At 67.4% G+C, this 17764-nt stretch carries 13 protein-coding genes; 3 read left to right on the top strand and 10 right to left on the bottom strand.

Going from position 1 to position 17764, the window contains the following annotated elements; translation table 11 throughout:
• Position 1: 1 nt before the first annotated feature.
• The 6 genes from nirD to HZY97_RS14365 all read right to left on the bottom strand — a co-directional run bounded on the left by nirD (position 2) and on the right by HZY97_RS14365 (position 7261).
• Entirely contained in the window at positions 2-340 is a 339-nt protein-coding gene (gene nirD / locus HZY97_RS14390) for a nitrite reductase small subunit NirD (protein ID WP_180145052.1), read from the bottom strand.
• Positions 337-2802, bottom strand: coding sequence for a nitrite reductase large subunit NirB (nirB, locus tag HZY97_RS14385; RefSeq protein WP_180145049.1), 2466 nt, complete (start codon positions 2800-2802; stop codon positions 337-339). Before nirB ends, nirD begins: the two co-directional genes overlap by 4 nt.
• Before the next feature lie 10 nt (positions 2803-2812).
• Positions 2813-3985 (bottom strand): alginate export family protein, encoded by a 1173-nt coding sequence (locus HZY97_RS14380; RefSeq protein WP_180145046.1) that lies wholly within the window; start codon positions 3983-3985, stop codon positions 2813-2815.
• Positions 3985-5256 (bottom strand): nitrate/nitrite transporter, encoded by a 1272-nt coding sequence (locus HZY97_RS14375; RefSeq protein WP_180145924.1) that lies wholly within the window; start codon positions 5254-5256, stop codon positions 3985-3987. Before HZY97_RS14375 ends, HZY97_RS14380 begins: the two co-directional genes overlap by 1 nt.
• 218 nt (positions 5257-5474) lie before the next feature.
• Entirely contained in the window at positions 5475-6683 is a 1209-nt protein-coding gene (locus HZY97_RS14370; protein WP_180145043.1) for a CmpA/NrtA family ABC transporter substrate-binding protein, read from the bottom strand.
• Entirely contained in the window at positions 6680-7261 is a 582-nt protein-coding gene (locus HZY97_RS14365; protein WP_180145040.1) for an ANTAR domain-containing response regulator, read from the bottom strand. The genes HZY97_RS14370 and HZY97_RS14365 overlap by 4 nt, the downstream gene beginning before the upstream one ends.
• Positions 7262-7562: 301 nt before the next feature.
• Here HZY97_RS14365 and HZY97_RS14360 point away from each other — a divergent pair, with 301 nt between their 5' ends.
• Both HZY97_RS14360 and HZY97_RS14355 read left to right on the top strand, forming a co-directional pair.
• The gene (locus tag HZY97_RS14360) at positions 7563-10613 is read left to right on the top strand and encodes a sensor histidine kinase (RefSeq protein WP_180145037.1); all 3051 of its coding nucleotides are present in this window, start codon (positions 7563-7565) and stop codon (positions 10611-10613) included.
• Positions 10610-11251 (top strand): response regulator transcription factor, encoded by a 642-nt coding sequence (locus HZY97_RS14355; protein ID WP_180145035.1) that lies wholly within the window; start codon positions 10610-10612, stop codon positions 11249-11251. The genes HZY97_RS14360 and HZY97_RS14355 overlap by 4 nt, the downstream gene beginning before the upstream one ends.
• A gap of 43 nt (positions 11252-11294) precedes the next feature.
• Here HZY97_RS14355 and HZY97_RS14350 read toward each other — a convergent pair whose 3' ends face one another.
• From HZY97_RS14350 to HZY97_RS14335, 4 genes are all read right to left on the bottom strand, one after another.
• Positions 11295-11762: a cupin domain-containing protein gene (locus HZY97_RS14350; RefSeq protein WP_218943076.1), complete on the bottom strand. Its 468-nt coding sequence runs from the start codon at positions 11760-11762 to the stop codon at positions 11295-11297.
• Positions 11759-12676, bottom strand: a complete 918-nt coding sequence (locus HZY97_RS14345) for an alpha/beta fold hydrolase (protein WP_180145032.1) — start codon at positions 12674-12676, stop codon at positions 11759-11761. The genes HZY97_RS14350 and HZY97_RS14345 overlap by 4 nt, the downstream gene beginning before the upstream one ends.
• A 137-nt stretch (positions 12677-12813) precedes the next feature.
• Positions 12814-15804, bottom strand: a complete 2991-nt coding sequence (locus HZY97_RS14340; protein ID WP_180145029.1) for a glycosyl hydrolase family 28-related protein — start codon at positions 15802-15804, stop codon at positions 12814-12816.
• Between the two features lie 62 nt (positions 15805-15866).
• Positions 15867-16097 (bottom strand): response regulator transcription factor, encoded by a 231-nt coding sequence (locus HZY97_RS14335; RefSeq protein ID WP_180145917.1) that lies wholly within the window; start codon positions 16095-16097, stop codon positions 15867-15869.
• Between the two features lie 321 nt (positions 16098-16418).
• On the opposite strand from HZY97_RS14335, the gene HZY97_RS14330 reads away from it, so the two are divergent.
• A complete protein-coding gene (locus HZY97_RS14330) occupies positions 16419-17759 on the top strand; it encodes a gluconate:H+ symporter (RefSeq protein ID WP_180145028.1) in 1341 nt (446 codons plus the stop codon).
• Positions 17760-17764 lie beyond the last annotated feature (5 nt).

The following is a 17764-nucleotide window of genomic DNA, read 5'->3' as shown; positions in this document are numbered from 1 at the left end:
CTCAGGCAGCCGCCGCGAGCGCGCCGGCGCGGCAGATCAGCACGCGGCCGCCGCTGATTTTCACCGGGATCACCGGGGTGCAGCCCTTGTCGCCGCCCTGTGCTTCGCCCGTCGCCAGCGCGATGTTCCAATTGTGCAGCGGGCAGGCGACGCTGTGACCATGGACGATGCCCTGGCTGAGCGGACCGCCCTTGTGCGGGCAGCGATTGACCAGCGCGAACACCTTGTCGTCACCGGTGCGGAACACCGCGATCTCCTCGCCGCCGTCGACGGGGATGGTGCGGCTGCCGCGCACCGGGATTTCCTGCAGCCAGCCGATATCGAGCCACTCGCCGATCATGCGATTTCCTCCTCGCGGATGGGATTGAAGGCAGCCATGTGGGCATGCTGCTCGCGGGCCTGGCCGGCGGCGCGCTCGGCCCAGGGATCGTCCTGGCTGAAGCTCTGCGAATGCCAGAAGCGCGCGGCGAGCGTGTCGCGGTTCTCCGCATCCTCGACGATGCGGTCCTTCAGATATTGCAGCCCGATCCGCTCGATCCACGGCGCGGTGCGCTCGAGATAGCGCGCTTCCTCGCGGTAGAGCTGGACGAAGGCGGCGGCGTAGTGGATCGCCTCTTCCTCGGTCGTCACCTTCACCAGCAGGTCGGTCGCGCGGACATGGATGCCGCCATTGCCGCCGACATGGAGTTCGTACCCAGAGTCGACGCAGACCACGCCGAAATCCTTGATCGTTGCCTCGGCGCAGTTCCGCGGGCAGCCGGACACCGCCATCTTGAACTTGTGCGGCATCCACGAACCCCAGAAGCCGCGCTCCAGCTTCACGCCGAGGCCGGTGGAGTCCTGCGTGCCGAAGCGGCACCATTCGGAGCCGACACAGGTCTTCACCGTGCGCAGCGCCTTGCCGTATGCGTGGCCCGATACCATCCCGGCGGCATTGAGATCGGCCCAGACCGCGGGCAGATCCTCCTTTTTGATCCCGAAGATGTCGAGCCGCTGCCCGCCGGTGACCTTGACCATCGGCGCGTCGTATTTCTCGACGACATCGGCGATCGCGCGCAGTTCCTGCGGGCTGGTGATCCCGCCCCACATTCGCGGGACAACCGAATAAGTGCCGTCCTTCTGGATGTTGGCGTGCATCCGCTCGTTGACGAAGCGGCTCTGCTGGTCGTCCTGATACTCGCCGGGCAGCGCGCAGAGCAGGTAGTAATTGAGCGCGGGACGGCAGGAGGAGCAGCCATCGGGCGTGGCCCAGTGCAGCTTCTGCATCACCTCGGGGATCGAGCGCATGGCCTGCGCGACGATCTCGCGGCGGACATCGTCATGGCCGAAGCTGGTGCATTTGCACATCGTCTTCGGGCCCGCCTGGACCGCATCGCCGAGCGTGACTGCGAGCAGGGTCTCGACCAGCCCGGTGCACGAGCCGCAACTCGCCGAAGCCTTGCAGCCGGCGCGCACCGCGTCGAGGCTCGCCGCCCCCTTGGCGATGCAGGCGACGACCTGGCCCTTGGACACGCCGTTGCAGCCGCAGATCTCGGCATCGTCCGAGAGCGCCGCAACGGCCGCCTTAGGGTCCGCTTGCCCCCCTCCCTGGGCATAGGCCTGGCCGAAGATCAGCAGGTCGCGAAGGCTGGAAATGTCCTCCTGCTTCTTGAGCAGGTCGAAATACCAGCTGCCATCGGCGGTATCGCCATAGAGTACCGCGCCGACCAGCCGGTCGTCCTTGATCACCACGCGCTTGTAGACCCCGCGGCTGGCGTCGCGCAGCACGATGTCCTCGGCGCCGTCGCCGCCCGAGAAGTCCCCGGCCGAGAACAGGTCGATCCCCGAGACCTTGAGCTTGGTCGAGGTGACCGAGCCGCGATAGCCGGTGGGCGCCTCGACCAGCCCGTCGGCGAGTGCGCGGCACATCTCCCAGAGCGGCGCGACCAGGCCATAGACATTGCCGTCATGCTCGACGCATTCGCCGACCGCGAGCACGTCCGGATCGCTGGTCACCATATGGTCGTCGACCTGGATGCCGCGGCCGACCGCGAGCCCGGCTTCGCGTGCCAGCGCGGTCGACGGGCGGATGCCGACCGCCATCACCACCAGGCTGGCCGGGATCACCCGCCCGTCCTTGAGCTTCACGCCCTCGACATGATCGGTGCCGACGATCTCGGCGGTGTCGGCGCCGGTGAGGATCGTCTGGCCGCGCGATTCGAGTTCGGACTTGAGCAGCCAGCCCGCGGCCTCGTCGAGCTGGCGCTCCATCAGCGTCTGCATCAGGTGGATCACGGTGACCTTCATGCCGCGCAGCGTGAGCCCGTGCGCCGCCTCGAGCCCGAGCAGGCCGCCGCCGATCACCACTGCGTCGCCGCCGCTTGCGGCAGCTGCCAGCATCGCATCGACATCCTTCATGTCGCGGAAGCTGATCACCCCAGGCAGGTCCTTGCCCGGCACCGGGATGATGAAGGGATCGGAGCCCGTGGCGATCAGCAGCTTGTCATAGGAGACCGTCCGGCCGCTGCGCGCAGTGACGGTGCGGGCTTCGCGATCCACGGCCGCGACCGCATCGCCGGCGACGAGCTCGATGCCATTGCCGTCATACCAGTCGCGCGGGTTGATCACGATCTCGTCGAAGCTCTTCTCGCCGGCGAGCACGGGGGAGAGCATGATCCGGTTGTAGTTCACATGCGGCTCGGCGCCGAAGATCGTTACCCGGTAGCGGTTTGGATCGCGGGCGAGCAGCTCCTCGATGGCGCGGCAGCCGGCCATGCCGTTGCCGATCACCACCAGATGCGGGCGGTCGATATGGTGGGTCATGCGGGGATACTCACAGGCTGAAATCGAGCTGGAGCCACAGCTTGCGCGTGTCGGTCGCGAAGCTGGCGGCGCGGTAGTCGGCATATTTGATCGTGGCAGCGAGCTGCCTGGCCGGCTTGAAGCCAAGCTGCAGGTCCCATTCGCTGCCGTAGCGGCGGGTGTTCCGGTCGCTGTCGAAGCGGTGCCAGGTCGCCTGCAGAGTCAACGGCGGCGCCTTGCCCAGCGCCAGCGCATAGCTGCCGCCTGCGTACAGATCGCGAATGCCGTCCGCGGGGGTGGTCAGGAACTTGTCCGCCCAGCCCTGGAACTTGTGCAGCGTGGCGAGCGGGGTCTGGAAGCTGGTGCCGCTATCCGAGCCCAGCACTTCATAGCCGCCGTTCAACCCAAAGGCCTTGAGCTGGAGCTGGCCCTCGGCGAGCCAGTAATCGGCGGCATAGTTGCTCGGATTGTCGCGCCAGTTCGACTGGCGGGCATAGCTGGCGGTGAGCGAGAGCTTGGCCGGGCCGACCGGCAGCGCAGTGGCGGTGCGCAGGCCATAGGTCTGGCTGGAGAATTGCCGGCGGCCGGGGGCGTCCTGATCGACCAGATAGGCAAAGCCCTTGGCCGAAACCGGGCCCAGCTTCACCACGGCACCGGCGAAGACATTGTCGCCGCCGATCCGGGCGATCGGGCTTTCGACGCCATAGATGGTACGCGCCGCCCAGGCGTAGGTCAGGTCGATCGCCACCGGCCCAAGCGCCTTGCTCTCCACGCGCACCGCATCGAATGTCTGCTCGTTCTGCCGCCAGCCGACATTGCCGACGAAGCGCTGGTCGTCGAGCAGGATGCGCTGGCGCCCGGCGGTGAACAGCGTGTTCTTCAGCCCGCGATACTGGAGCTGGAGCCGGTTGATCTCGACATTCTCGGGATCGGCGACGGTAGGATAGCCGGTGCGCCCATTGACCGAACTATTGTAGCGCTCGACCAGCGCGAGCGTGCCCTCGCTCTCGGCGAGCAGCGCGAAATCGCCTTGCTTGAGCTCGAACCCGGCGCGCAGGCGCAGCGTGAGCGCGTCGGCGTCGTTCGCGAAGCCGCGCTGATCGACGCCTTCATAGCGCAGCCGCGCGTCGATGATCGGCTTCATCTCCTGCGCCATCGCCGGGGTGGCGGCGATGGCGAGGGGGAAGAGGAGCGCGGCGCGCATCAGATCCGGACGCCGGCAGCGGCGGCGGTCCAGCGCGCGCGCCACTTGCCCTTGACCAGGCTGAGCGCGGTAAGCGCGGCCAGCGCGAGCAGTGCGAAGATCAGGAAGCCCGGGCCGAAGCTGCCGGTCATCTGCCGTGCAAGGCCGAGCGACGAGGCGAGGTAGAAGCCGCCGACGCCGCCGGCCATGCCGACCAGCCCGGTCAGGATGCCGATTTCCTTGCCGAAGCGTTGCGGGACGAGCTGGAACACCGCGCCATTGCCGGTGCCGAGCGCAAGCATCGCGATGACGAACAGGGTGAGGGCGAGGGGGAGGCTGGCGGGGGAGGTGCTGACGCCGAGCAGCGCGAGCGCCGCGACGACATAGACCGCGGTCAGTGCCGTGACGCCGCCGACCCGGTCCGCCAGCGCGCCGCCGAGCGGGCGGACCAGCGACCCGGCGAACACGCAGGCCGCGGTGCAATAGCCGGCGGTGATCGTGCTCAGCGCGAACTGGTCGGTGAAATAGATGGTGAGCGAGGAGGCGAGGCCAGAAAAGCCGCCAAAGGTGACGCCGTAGAACAGCATCAGCCACCAGGCGTCGGCGGTGCGCAGCGGCGTGAGATAGGCGGCGATCGGCTTCGGCGCGGGCTGGTTGGGCGCGTCCTTGGCGAGGATCGTATAGACCACGAGCACGATCGCGAGCGGGATGCAGGCGAGGCCGAGCACGGCGTTCCAGCCGAACGCCTTGGCCAGCGCAGGAGCGAACAGTGCCGCCAGCACGGTGCCCGAATTGCCCATGCCGGCAATGCCCATCGCCTTGCCCTGATGCTCGGGCGGATACCAGCGGCTCGCGAGCGGCAGCGCCACGGCGAAGCTCGCCCCGGCAAAGCCGAGCACGCCGCCGAGCGCGAGCGTGCCGGCAAAGCTGTGCACGCCCAGCCACCAGGCGGTGAGCAGCCCGCCGATTACCACGAGTTGTCCGATCACACCGGTGCGCTTCGGGCCGATCCGGTCGGCGAGCAGCCCGACGAACAGCCGCAGCACCGCGCCGGCCAGCGTTGGCGTCGCGACCATCAGGCCCTTTTGCGCGGGGCTGAGTCCGATGTCCCTGGCGATCTCGGGCGCGAGCGGGCCGAGCAGCACCCAGACCATGAAGGCGAGGTCGAAATAGAGGAAGGCAGCGACCAGCGTCGGCGTGTGGCCGCTGCTCCAGAATGCCGACTTCGCCTTGCGCGCCGGGAGGGAGTCGACGTCGGAGCCCCCGCCAATCGCCTCGAAGCCCTCGCGCATCAGTTCCGCGACCTTCATTGCCACTGCCTTCCCCGTGCCGAAGGCACGAAAAAAGCCGCTGCCGATCTCCCGCGAGGCGGGGATCGGACAGCGGCTTTGCTGAATTCCGGTGGATGCCCGCGCCTACGTCGCCGCGAACCTCCGATATGCGTCACCCGGCCATTCGGGCGACTCGTCAAAGCTGACGCGAGTTGCGTCTCTTCGCAAGTGCAAAAATTTCAGATCGATTGCAGCGCGTGCAGATAGCCGGAAATATCCTGCGGATCGAAAGACTTGCCATCGAAGAACCGATCGGGCGCTAGCGTCAGATTGCCCTGGTGTGACGCAGCTGCGAGCGGATTGGCCAGCGCACCCTCCACTTTCATGCTCGCGCCGGGCATCGCCACGCCGTGCCCGGCAAGCGCCGCGCGGTAGAGATCGGAGCGGAACACCCCTGCCGCCGCGCGCTCTGCCTCGGCACTCGGATCGACCATCCCCCAGCGCACGAACTGCGAGTAGATCCACAGCGCCTGGCTGCGCCACGGGAAGTTCGCCGCACCGCGGTGGAAGACCGTGAAATCTGGCAGATCGACGACATCGCCACCCCGCGTCAGCGGCATCCGCCCCGCAAGCGCCTGAAGGATCAGCTCGGCAGGCTGGCCGACATGGTCGGGCCGGGCGAGCAGTGCCGCTAGCTCGGCATGATTGGCCGGATCGTCGCACCAGGCGGCTGCGCGATCGAGCGCGCGCAGCAGCCGGCCGAGCTGCTCGCCATTGGCCTCGGCCCAATCGGCGCGCGTTGCGAGCACCTTCTCCACGCCGCGCTGCCAGATGTTCACGCCCGCCGCCGCGATCTCGCCGATCCCCTCGGCCACCGCAACGCTGCTCCACGGCTCGCCGGCGATGAAGCCGTCGATCTCGCCAAGCCGGAGTGCCTGGACCATCAGCGAGGGCGGCAGCACCCTGAGCGTCACGTCGCGGTCCGGGTTCACGCCCGCATAAGCGAGCCAGTAGCGCAGCATCAGCGCATGGCTCGAGAAGCGGTGGACGATGCCGATCACCGGCTTGCGGCGATGCAGCCCGATCGCATTGGCGAAGTCATGCGCGGTCGCCACCGGATCCTCGACGCGCCTGCGCGGATCGGGATCGAGCGCGGCGGCGAGTTCGGACGATAATGTCAGCGCGTTGCCATTGTCGTTGAGCTTGAAAGGCGCGGCGATCGGGCAGGGGGCCTGGCTCAACCCGAGCGTCACCGCCACCGCGAGCGGCGCCAGCATATGTGCGCACTGGACCTGGCCATAGACCAGCCGGTCGCGCACCGTCGCCCAGCTCGTGTCGCGCACCAAAGTGAGCGCGATGTCCTCGGCCTCGGCAAAGCCGCGTTCCCTGGCGACGATCAGCGGGGCGCTGTCGGTGAGCGGGAGGAAGGCGATCGAAAGCGGCGTCATCGCCCGTCTCCAAACAGGTCGGCGGCAGTTATCAGGGCCTCGGCGACTTCGACGATCCGCCGTCCCTGCTTCATCGCGGTGGTGCGCAGCAGCGCATAGGCTTCGGGCTCGGCAAGGCCGCGGCTTTGCATCAGGATCGCCTTGGCGCGGTCGAGCGTCTTGCGCTCGGCAAGCTCGGTGCGCGCGGCGTCGAGCTCGGTTTGCAGCTTGGAGAATGCGTTGAACCGGCGGATCGCGAGCTCGAGCACCGGCTTTACGCGTTCCTTGCGCAACCCGTCGACGACATAGGCCGAGACGCCCGCATCGATCGCCGCGCCGATCATGCCTTCATCCGACTGATCGACGAACATCGCGATCGGCCGCGCCAGCGCCCGGCTGACCGTGAGCATCTCTTCCAGCGAATCGCGATTGGCATTGCCCAGGTTCATCAGCACCACATCGGGCGCCATCCGCTCGAGCCGCGCGACAAAAGCGCCGTGCGGGGGCACGACTTCGATCTCCTCGAAGCCCGCTTCGCGCAATCCTTCCTCGAGGATCGTCGCGCGCAAGCCGCTGTCGTCGATAATGGCAATGCGCAACGCCGGTCCCCAGGTCTACGCGCACGAGGCTATCGGTCCTGCCTCACAGGTCAACGCCTGACGAGCTTTCTCACGGCGAGGTTGAAATTTCTCCGACAAGTAAATGCGATTAAAGGAAATACCTCCCGGAGCCGGGTATTCCTGGCCGCCAAGGCATTGGTGCTCGTGCAGTTTCGCGGAGGAACGGACGCGATCCAGTTGGGGCGGTTGATTGAACAAGATGCGGGCAGAAAAGAAATCATAGTTGTGCGGCGCGGGAGGGCGCAGCTAGCTGGGGACGATCCGAATGGGGCGGGGGTTGATGGATTGGCCGATTATCCTCGTGCGTGAGCAAAGGCGGTACACCCGGTTGCTGGCATTGCTTGCGGTCGGACTGTCGCTGGTGCTGGCTGCGACCCTGGCCCACGCGCAGGTCGCGCCGGCCGGCTTTGGCGGGTTCAAGCATGTCCGCTGGGGCCCTGACGAGGGCGCGCCGGACGGCATTTACAAGATCGCGCAGAGTGGGGACGGCTATCTCTGGCTGGCAGGCGATGCGCTGTACCGGTTCGACGGAGTCAGCTTCGAGAAGATCGACTGGCCGGCCGGCACGCACAAGCAGCATGCCGAACCCACCGGGCTGATGACCGCCCGCAACGGTGAACTCTGGGTCGGGCTTGGCGACAAGGCCGGGATCGCGGTCTATCGCGGCGGCCGCCTGGTCGATCTGCACATGCCCGATCCCCTTATTTCGACCGGCTTGATGGCCCAGGCGCCGGACGGAGCGGTATGGATCGCATCGGCTCGGTTCGACCGGCAGTTGCGGCGCTTCAAGGACGGGCGCTGGCAGTCGGTGGGCGATGCCGTGCAGTTGCCCGACGGCGCCGTTATGGGGCTGGAATTCACTCGGGATGGCACGCTGTGGGTCGCGTTGTCTTATCAGGGCGGAAACACCGGCGCCCTTGCGTTCCTCGCGCCGCATGCCCGCCATTTCCAGCTCCTGCCGGACCGGCTGTCTGCACGGCCGCGGATCACGCTCGATGCGAGCGGCGCATTATGGGTTTCGGACAAGGCGGGCACCTACAGGGTTGTGGACGGGCGGGGCAGGGCGTCCGCCTCCGGGGTACGCCTGCCCGCTGTCGCGGATGCCCGCACGATCGTGCCTCTGTTCGACGGGCGCGGAGGGCTGTGGAATGCGACTGCCGCGGTCGGGATTTCCTATATTCCGGGTGCATTGGGTGCGGTCAGCGGATCGATGACGCCCGCTTATGCTTTCCGGGCCACGGACGGACTCACGTCCGACTTCGCCTATTCGTCGTTCGTCGATCGCGAAGGCAGTATCTGGATCGCCACCGAAGCTGGCCTCGACCAGTTCCGCCGGGCAAGCGCGGTGCAGGCACAGGCCATCCCCGCGGACCCGACCCATGGCCTTGCGATCGCGCGGGCGAACGACGGAAGCGTCTATATCGAATCGCAGCAGACGCTGTTCCGGGTCACTCCGGGTGCGGCGCCCCGGCCGATCCTTAAACTGGATGCTGAGGGGCAATCGATCTGCACCGCCCGTAGCGGCGGCGTCTGGATCGTCGAGGCTTCGCGGACGCTCCGCGTGATTGGCGACCGGGCGGAATCCTCGCCCGGTTTCGCCAGCGATGCGTCGCCGACCAGTTGCGCCGAGGATCGCCTCGGGCGGCTATGGGTAGTGCTTTTCGGCCGCCCGCTGACCTGGCGCGACGCCAGCGGATGGCACACCAGCTCCGGCAAGCTGGGCGAGCAGCCGGTCTGGGACATGATCGCCACGCCGTCGGGCGATATCGCGTTCACCGCGCGCCCGAACCTGGCGATGATCGAAGGCAGCCGGCTGACCGTGGTCACCAATCTCGGCATGGCGACGATGCTCGCGGCCGGCACGCAGGATCTCTTCCTGAGCGATGGCCAGGGGCTGGTGCGGGTGCGCCAGGGCCGGGTGGCGCGGCTGGGCGAAGCGCGCTTCCCCTGGCTGGCCTGGCTTCGCGCACTGGTGCAGACGTCGCGCGGCGAGACCTGGCTCATCGGACGGACGGGGATCTCCCGGGTCGCCACCGCCGATCTTGACCGCGCCTTTGCCGATCCGCGCGCGCCGCTGGAGCGCACTCTGTTCAACGCGCAGGACGGGCTGGTCAGCGCCGCCCAGCATGCCGGCTTCTCCGGCACCCAGAGCGTGGTCGGCGGTGATGGCAGGATCTGGTTCCTCAACCGCCAGGGCGCCGCTTATTTCGACCCCGCTACGCTCGAGCGGAACCCGCTCGCGCCGCCGGTCGCGATCCGCGCGCTCACCAGTGGCGGCCAGACCTGGCGCGATCCCCGCGCGCTGGTGCTCGCGGCGGGCACCCGCGCACTCGACATCGCCTATGCCGGACTCAGCTTGGCGGTGCCGCAGCGTGTGCGATTTCGCTATCGGCTGGACGGGGTGGATGAAAACTGGGTCGACGCCGGTGCGCGGCGCGTGGCGTCCTATGCCAATCTCGGGCCCGGCCATTATCGCTTCCAGGTGATCGCGGCGAACAATGACGGGCGCTGGAATCGCACCGGTGCGGCGCTCGACTTCGAGATCCGTCCCACTTTCGTGCAGAGCTGGCCGTTCAAGCTGCTCTGCGCGGCCGCGTTGCTGGCGCTCGTCTGGCTGGCCTATTCGATGCGGATGCGCGCGGTCGCTGGCCGTATCCGGCTGCGCATGGCCGAGCGGATCGAGGAACGCGAGCGCATCGCGCGCGAGCTGCACGACACTTTGTTGCAGGCCGTGCAGGCGCTCACTTTGCGCTTCCAGCTGGCAGTGGAGGACCTCTCGCCAAAGCTGCCAGGCCGGCATTCGCTCATCCAGGCGATCGACACTGCCGACCAGGTGATCGCCGAAGGGCGCGACCGTGTGCAGGATTTGCGCACGCAGCAGGAAGGCGATGTCGAACTGGTCATCCGCGACCTGATCGCGCGGCAGGGCTTCGATCCCGGCGTCCAGCTTTCGCTCACCACCACCGGCGCGCCGCGCGCCATGGACCCGTCGACGCTCGACGAAGTCGCGCGCATTGCCGGCGAGGCGCTGTTCAACGCCTGGCGCCACGCCTGCGCCCGCCGCGTCACCGTCGAGATCCGGCACGGCATGAACTTCTCCCTGCGCATCGCCGATGACGGGATCGGTATTGAGCCGGAGCTCGCGGAAAAGGGGCGGCGCGGCCATTTCGGCCTTTCCGGCATGAGCGAGCGCGCGCGCAAATTGAACGGGCGGCTTGTCATCGGGCCGCTCCCGGATCAGGGTACCGAAATGGTGCTAAGCGTACCGGGCACGATTGCGTACAAGGCTGGAACGCGCGGCCTGCTGGCGCGCCTGTGGAGCTTCCGATGACCCTTGCATCGAACAGCGCTTCTCCGATCCGTGTCCTGATCGTCGACGATCACCCGATGGTGCGCGACGGCATTGCCGGGCTGCTGGCGCGGCAGGACGATATGGAAGCGGTGGGAGAGGCGTGCGACGGTGCCGAGGCGATCGAGAAGTTCCGCGAGCTTGAGCCCGACGTCACGCTGATGGACGTGCAGATGGAAAGCATGGGCGGGATCGAGGCGATCCAGGCGATACGCGGCTTTTCCGGCGACGCCAGGATCCTGGTGCTCACCACCTATGCCGGCGACGCCAACGCGATCCGCGCGATCCGCGCCGGTGCATCGGGCTATCTGCTGAAGAACTGCATCCGGGGCGAGCTGCTGGGCGCCATCCGTTCGGTCCATGCGGGGCGCCGCGCCGTCTGTTCGGATACAGCGCACGCATTGGCGGAACATGCATATGATCCGCCCCTGACCGAGCGGGAGATCGCCATTCTCGCGCTCGTGGCGGAGGGCCATCCCAACAAGCAGATCGCCTGGCGGCTCACGCTCTCGGTCGACACGATCAAGGCGCAGCTCAAGACGATATTCGAGAAGCTGGGGGTGCATGACCGCACCCATGCCGTGACCGTGGCGACCCGCCGCGGCTATATCGAGCGCTGAGCTCGGGGCCGCAGGTCGGGTCGCTCGGGTTGAGAAATGCGCGTCAGGGCTTGGCGGTGTAGCGCGTGTCGGTCGGGCCCCAGCCGCTGATATAGACGATCGCCGGCTGCTCGCGGGTGAGCGCGAAATGCGGATCGTCGGCGGGCTCGGTATAGAAGCTGCCCGGCGGCAGCGCTTTCACCCGGGCCTCCTCCGCGGTCTTGCCATAGCCGAAATACCAGGTGCCGCTGACCACGACCGCCGTGCGGCTGTCACGGTGCGCATGCGCCTCGATGCGGGTATGCGCCGGTACGCGGATTTCGATCGTGTAGGGGCCTGCAGCGGTCGGGTCGCCGAGCAGCACCGTGGTGCGGATCCCGGCGACGCCGGAGGTGCCGGCCCCAGCGCCGCCCTTGGCCATCGCCTCTATTTCGGTCGGGGTCAGCCGCTCCTGCTGCGCCTGGGCATGGGCCGGCAGCGCCATCCCGATCGCGAAGGACAGGGTTGCTGCGGCGAGTACGCGCGGGCTCATTGGCCCGCGCCGAGGAAGTTCTTGACGAGTGCGATCGTCGCGGTGGGATTCTCTTCCATTGCCCAATGTCCGGAATCGGGGACGACGCCTTCGGTCACATTGGTGGCGGCGGCGCGCATCACGACCGCCATCATCGGGCCGAAGCTCTTTTCGCCGCCCAGCGCCAGGACCGGCATGTTCAGCTTCTTGCCGGTGGCCAGCCAGGCGCGATTGTCGACAGCATCCTGGTCGAAGGCGGCGAACTGCGCGAAGCCGGAATGCATGCCGCCGGGCCGGGCGTAGAGCGCGGCATAATGCTGGCGTGAAAGCTCGTCGAACCGATCGGGATGCGCCGAAAACTCGTTCCAGAAGCGGTCGAGATAGATCCGCTCGCGCCCGGCGACGAGGCGCTCCATGTCCGGCCCGCCGAAGCGGAAGTGCCAGAGCAGCGGGTTCTTGAGAACTTCTTCCCAGGGGCCGACACCCGGCACCGGCGCGTCAATCAGCACGAAGCGGCCGACCCGGTCGGGCTGCTGGGTGGCCAGCGCGAACCCGACCATGTTGCCGATGTCATGCGTGACGAGATCGAATTTCTGCACGCCCAGCGCCGCAAGCACCGCCTGCATGTCGCGCCCCTGGGTCATTTTGTCGAAGCCCCCGGCGGGGTGCGAGGACAGTCCCATGCCGCGCAGATCGGGCACGATGACGGTGTGATCGGTCGCGAGCGCCGCGGCCAGTGGCGACCACATGTCGCCCGTCTCGCCATAGCCGTGGAGCAGCAGCACCGCCGGACCATGCCCGCCCACGCGCACATGGATGGTCGTGCCGTTGGCCGCGATGTCCTGGGTCTTGAAGCTAGTCGGGAAGGGCGCAACTTGCGCGACGGCGGGCGCGGCGAGGCAGAGTGCCGTCGCCAATAGGAGAGACTTGAACATGGGCGTTCCCTCTAGAATCCGATGATTTCCGGACGCCAATGTCCGTCCGAAATGGATCGGTCTCAATGCCAGGGTGGGCGCGAGGGGATACCCGGTAGGGTAAAGGCCCGACCGTTTCGTCAGGACTTCGCAGTTGGCTAGATCCTCACCCGATAGAGCGCATGATGGCTCAGGATGAACAGCGTCCGCCCGTCCTTGCCGCCCAGGATCAGCTGCAGCGGCCGCTCGGGCACGTCGATGCGGCGGAGCGGCTTGCCGGTGGCGTCATAGACGAAGACCTGGCCGTTCGCGACGTAGAGCGTGCCGTCGGCAGCGCGCGCCGCGCTTTCGCCGCCGCGATCCGCGACGATCCTGAGGTCGGTGACCGCACCGCCCGCGCCGACCAGACCGCTATAAGTGCGGTTCTCCGAGCCATTGGTGAGGAACACCCGCTCGCCGGGCTTCGCGGTGACCAGCGCATGGGCATCGAGCGTGTCCGACCAGCGCCAGCCCTGATGATCATCGGGCCCCTGGTTCCAGACCCGGAAGGCGGGAAGCACCAGCGAACCGTCGGGCGAGACATATTCGCGCGGTTTGGGCTCGCCCATCGCGCGGGTGAAGAAGTCGGCGATCGGCGGGAACTGGTAGGTCTTCGGATCGATGCGGTCGGCGAACTCGCCATTCGCCCACATGTTGCCGGGAAGCGCAGTCAGCGCGCCGGCGCGGTCCTTCACCGGCGTCGGCGCGATCAGCTTCACGTCTGCCGGATCGGCAGGGTCGATGCTGTAGACGCTCGCATCATGCCCCGCCGAGGACAGCACCATCAGCCGGCCCGAGCGATCGATCGCCAGGCTGACCGGGTCGAGCGGCGTGTCGGCGAGGACCGACAGCCCCTCGGCTTCCGACCAGCCATGGATGCGCTGGAACTGGCGGTCGACGAACCAGAGCTTGCCCCTGGCGTCCACTGCGGCGCCGGCGATCGAATAGAAGCCGTCGGCCAGCTTCTCGACACCCGGCGAGACCGGGACCGGCGTCTTCGCCAAGGCGACGGCGCCGACGTCGAGTCGGGCGAACTCGCGCTCGCGCACTTCCTGCCCGCCGGTCATGTCCTTTATCGCATTCTCGAACGGATATTTGCTCGCACGCACATAGGTGCCGCAGCCCTTGTCGTCACAGCTGGCAAAGGCGCTCTCCGCGTTCACATGGACATTGCGGAAGCGGATGTCGCTCGAGTTGTAGAGCCGTACCGCGACGTCCATCGGCTTGGCCGAGCGGGTGACGCGGTAGCCATGATAATTAGCGAACAGGATGTTGCGCGAATTGCGGAACTCGGTCGAGACCGCGTTGACGCCGTCGCGCACTTCCTGCTCGGTCTGCGGTGCGTGGAATTCCCAGTTCTCGACATGGTCGAGCACGATCTCGACGCGGTAGTGATGCTCGGCCGAGAGCTCGTAGACATAGCCGGGCGTCTTCGTGTCCGAGACGTAGAAGCCCGCCGAGGCCAGGGTGTTGGGCGACCAGATCGCCGCGAAGGTGCCGCCGCCGCCATCGGTGACCCAGATGCTCGGATGCTGGCCGTCGAAGCGGGTCCGCGGATCGCCGAAGCCGATCGGGCTGCCCTTGGTCAGCAGCGTCCCGCCACCGCCCTGGATCTTGACGTCGTTCACCATCGAGGCTTCGCCCGCCCGCCACAGCAAGGCGGTTGCGCGCGGATTGACTCCGCCGGTCCACAGCCCGAGCCCGGATACGATTGCATCTCCGCCCTTGGCGCTGCGGATCAGTGCTTTGGCACTGCCGACACCGGCATAGGTCGGGGTTTCGTCGGGCAAATAGACATGGGTCAGGCTTGGGTGGAGCGCGATCAGCACCGTATCCGGGCGCAGCGTCAGCGTGTCGGTCACGCGGTAGCGGCCCATCGGCAAATAGAGCACCCGGTGCGTATCGATCGCGCGCTGCAGCGCTGCGGTGTCGTCGGTCTCGTCGTCGCCCTTAACGCCGAGGTCGCGGACATTGGCCCATTCGGTCACTGGCGGGAGCGCCGCGATTGCCGGTCGGCGCCGCGCCGGCATCTTCGGCAGTGGCGTGATCGCGGCATCGGTCGCGAACGCGCCCATCGCACCAATCCCCGGCAGCTTGAGCCCATGGGAGAAGTCGCGCACCCGGTACTGGCGGCCCTGGCCCGCCACCGTCTTGCCGCTGTCGCGGAAGCGCGCAAAGACCGGCGTGTTCTGCGCCAGCGCGTTCTGGAAGCCGATCTGGGTGAACACGCTGTCCTCGTTCGAGATCAGCACGCCTGCGTTCGAGACATTCTCGAAGCGGACGTCCTTACCCCACAGCGAATCCGAATAGCCGCGGTCGATCTCGATCCCCACGGGCACGTCGCGGATCGCGACGTTGATCAGCGTCAGATCGACCTCATGCTCGCGGATCGCGGCATCGCGCTGGCCGGCAAACTCTGAATCGATCAGCGTGAACTGCCAGGCGGGCGAAGTCTTCTCGGTGAGGATGCCGTAGCGCCCGCCATAGAAGCGCAAATCCTCACATTCGTTGCCGGCCTGGTAGATCCCCGCCAGCCCCGATCCGAGATGAAAGTCGATATGCCGCAGGAAGCCATGTTGCGCGACGCGGAAGCGCACCGCGACCGCGCCGGCATTGCCCTTGCCGATCTCGAAATCGACATTGGAAAGCGCCGAATAGAAGGTGCTCGAGGTTGCATCATAGATGTTGGGATTGGCCGGCACGCTGGTGGGCGGCGGCACCGGCACCTTGCCTACCCGGTACTGGTCCTCGCCGGTAAATGAGACCATCGCGGCCACGCCCGCGCCGTAGCCCGGCGTGTCGTCGCCGAGCAGAATCACCGGCCGCGTCGCGCCGATGCCGAAGACGCGCACCGCGGTGCGCACGAAGATCGTCCGGCTGATCCGGTAGCGACCCGAGGGCAGGAAGACGATCCCGCCCTGGCCGCCCTTCGCTGCCTGGTCGATCGCCTGCTGGAGCGCCGCGCTGTCATCGGCCCGCCCGTCGCCGACGCCCTTGACGGTGATCGCGCGCGGATCGTTCGGCTGGGTGCGATAGACCGAGAGCGACCCGGCAAAGGCGGGGAGGGGGCACAGCAGCAATGCCGCGCAAAGCAGGCGAAAGGCCTTCATCATACCGCTCCCGGTTGGACAGGTCTGGAGAAAGGAGGCGCGGACGGGCCGCGCCGGGGAAGTCAGGAAAGCGGGAAAGCCAGGCGTTGCGCGGCGATCGCCACCTGGGTGCGGTTGCGCACGTTGAGCTTGCGCATCAGTGCGGTCATGTGCGCCTTCACCGTGGCTTCGGCGATACCGAGCTCATAGGCGATCTGCTTGTTGAGTTGCCCCGAATACACGCCCTGCATCACCTTGAGCTGGGTGGGCGTGAGATGCACGGACTTGCCCGTCGCGTCGATCGCATGGGGCATGGCGGCCGAAACCGCTGCTTTCCGACTCGCTTCCTGAACGGTCACCTTCATCGATCCTCTCCTCGAGGCGCATGGTCTTCATGCTCGGATCGACGTTGCCGCACGATCCTGATCCACGCTCCGGTTGGCCGGAATCAGTTGGACAGGTTTTAATATGTTCCGCATTTGGTAGCGGTAGCAAGCCTTTTCTGTTGCCGAATTGCAGAAACCTGTCCTACAACTCATGCGGTTCGACGGGCTGCGAAGAAAAAGCCGAGGACTTCCGGGGAGGACAACGATGTCAGCATTGCCGCATGACTGCGCACCGCACGGGGCCGCCGCGTGACCGGCGGCGACATCCGGCTCGTCCTCGCCGCCATTGCCGGCATTGCGCTGGCGATCGTGCTGATCGTGCGGGGCCGGCTCCATCCCTTTATCGGCCTGCTGTGCGGCGCCTTTGCTGTTGGACTGCTTGCGGGCCTGCCGCTCGGCGATACTGCCAAGGCCGTGCAGAAGGGTGTCGGCGACATTGTCGGCGGTACCGGCCTTGTCGTCGCGCTTGGCCTGTCGCTCGGCGCGATGCTGCATCTCTCGGGCGCGGCGGCGTCGCTGGCCAATGGTGCGCTGCGTCTGACCGGGCCCAAGGCGGCGCCCTGGGCGACGCTCGGCATCGCGATCGTCATCGGCCTGCCGCTGTTCTTCGAGACCGGCCTTGTGCTGCTGCTGCCGATCGTCGTCGCCGCGGCCAAGGCAATGCCCGATGAGGGCGACCCGGACGGCACCAAGCTGCGGCTGATCATGCCCGCACTCGCCGGCCTCGGCGTCGTCCACGCGCTGGTGCCGCCGCATCCGGGGCCGCTGCTTGCGGTCGAGGCGCTCCATGCCAGTCTCGGCCTGACGATGCTCTACGGCATCATCATCGCCATCCCCGTCGCGATCCTTGCCGGGCCGGTGCTCGCCCGGATCGTCACGCCCGGCGTCAAGCTGACCGAGCCGGTGCTGAGCGATCCCGTCGTCGACATGCTGCCGCCGCGCCGCGCCGTCTCGCTGTTCGTCGTGCTACTGCCGATCGTACTGATCGCCTCGGGTGAGCTCGGCAAGCTGGTGCCGGCGCTCGCGGAGTCGCCCTGGCTTGCCGCGGCCGCCAATCCGGTGCTGGCGCTGCTCGTGACCAACATGCTCGCGTTGCCCCTGCTGTTCGGCCGGCGGCTGAGCGAGGCGAGCATCCAGGATGCGATCTGGTTCGAGACGATGGGCGCGGCGGGGGCGATCCTGCTCGCGATCGGCGCGGGCGGCGCGCTCAAGCAGGTGCTGGTCACCGCCGGCCTGTCGGACCTGCTCGCGCGGCTGGTGATGATGTACGCGATCTCGCCCCTGCTGCTCGGCTGGCTCGTCGCGGTCGGCATAAGGCTGGCGGCGGGATCGGCGACAGTGGCGACGATCACCGCGGTCGGCATCATGCCCGGCGTGGTTGCGGCCTCGGGTGCCTCGCCTGAGCTCGTCGTCCTCGCGATCGGCGCGGGCTCGGTGTTCTTCAGCCATGTCAACGATCCCGGCTTCTGGCTGGTCAAGGGCTATATGGGCACCAGCACGGCGGACACCTTCCGCACCTGGTCGATGCTCGAGACGGTGATCTCCGTCGCCGGACTCGCCATGGTATTGGCGCTCAGCTACTTTGTCTGAGACGC

The sequence above is a fragment of the Sphingomonas sp. R-74633 genome (genome assembly GCF_013416555.1).
Classification (GTDB): domain Bacteria; phylum Pseudomonadota; class Alphaproteobacteria; order Sphingomonadales; family Sphingomonadaceae; genus Sphingomonas.
This window is presented reverse-complemented; position numbering and strand designations above follow the sequence as displayed.